Genomic DNA, 1,288 nt, shown 5'->3' on the forward strand with positions numbered 1-1,288 from the left:
TGAGCTTGCCCCCGCAAAACGAATCCCTTGCTGAGGTTAAACTGAAGCAAGGAGAGATGTGATGACAAGCAAGACAAAGCGGGCGCAGTACACGCTGGAATTCAAGCTGGAAGCGGTACGGCTGGTGAAGAGCGGGCAGAGCATGGCAGTGGTTAGCGCGACCCTGGGCATCAGAGCGCAGACGCTGCATAACTGGGTCAAGGCGGAGCGGGAAGGCAAGCTGACTGGTGCGGGTATGAAGCCGGTCAGCCCGGAGCAGATGGAGCTGGCCCGGCTTCGGGCGGAGGTGGCGCGCTTGAAGATGGAGCGCGATATTTTAAAAAAAGCCGCAGCATACTTTGCGAAGGAGTCGGTGTGAGGTATGCGTTCATCGAGCGAAACCGACGTTACTGGCCGGTCTCGGTCCTGTGTGAGCTGTTAGGGGTCAGCCCCAGCGGCTATCACCAGCGCAAGCAACGCACAGTAAGCACCGACAGGCCAGATAGAGGCCGACTCAGTGACGATGCCTTGTTGGCCCACATCAAGGCGATTCACGCCGGGGTCAAGGGGGAGTACGGCTGGCCGCGCATGTGGAAGGAACTGCTGGCGCGTGGGGTGCGGGTGGGCAAGGAGCGTGTTCGCAAGCTGATGGCGCTGCACGGCATCCGTGCCCGCCACAAGCGCAAGTACATCGCGACAACCAACTCGAACCACGATTTGCCGGTGGCCCCCAATCTGCTGCAACGCGACTTTAGCCCAGCAGCACCCAATCAAGTCTGGACGAGCGACATAACCTATGTGGCGACCGCCGAAGGCTGGCTCTACCTGGTGGTCATCATCGACCTGTTCAGCCGGCAGGTGGTTGGCTGGTCGATGCAACCACACATGAAGGCCGAATTGGTCACGGACGCGCTGCGCATGGCCTGGTTCCGGCGCCGCCCGGAAGCCGGTGTGATTGTGCACACCGACCGGGGAAGCCAGTATTGCAGCCATCTGTTTCAAGACGCCCTGAAGGCGTATGGCATGCGCTCGTCAATGAGCCGCAGGGGCGATTGCTGGGACAACGCGCCGACTGAGAGTCTGTGGGGGTCGTTGAAGGTCGCTCGCCTGCACGGTCGCCAGTTCGCTACCCGCCGCGCCGCAATGGACGAGGTAATTGACTGGCTTGGCTTTTATAATGCCAGCCGACTCCACTCGACGCTGGGCTACGTCAGCCCCATGACGTTCGAGAAAAACTGGTCCGCAGCTCAGCAACACCGGGCTGCCTAATTCCCTCGGTTATGGGATTCGTGGAACAGGGGCAAGGTCA

At 60.6% G+C, this 1,288-nt stretch carries 1 protein-coding gene; it reads left to right on the plus strand.

Annotation, left to right across the window (positions count from 1 at the left end; all coding sequences use genetic code 11):
- The first annotated feature begins 61 nt into the window (after positions 1-61).
- Positions 62-1,248 (plus strand): IS3-like element ISRme13 family transposase gene (locus tag RN01_RS31135; RefSeq protein ID WP_085960481.1). Its coding sequence is split into 2 segments (ribosomal slippage): positions 62-317 and positions 317-1,248, totalling 1,188 coding nucleotides; the frame shifts between segments, so codons are not numbered across the junction.
- Positions 1,249-1,288: the final 40 nt, after the last annotated feature.

Source organism: Cupriavidus sp. SHE, from assembly GCF_000812445.1.
Lineage (GTDB): Bacteria > Pseudomonadota > Gammaproteobacteria > Burkholderiales > Burkholderiaceae > Cupriavidus > Cupriavidus metallidurans.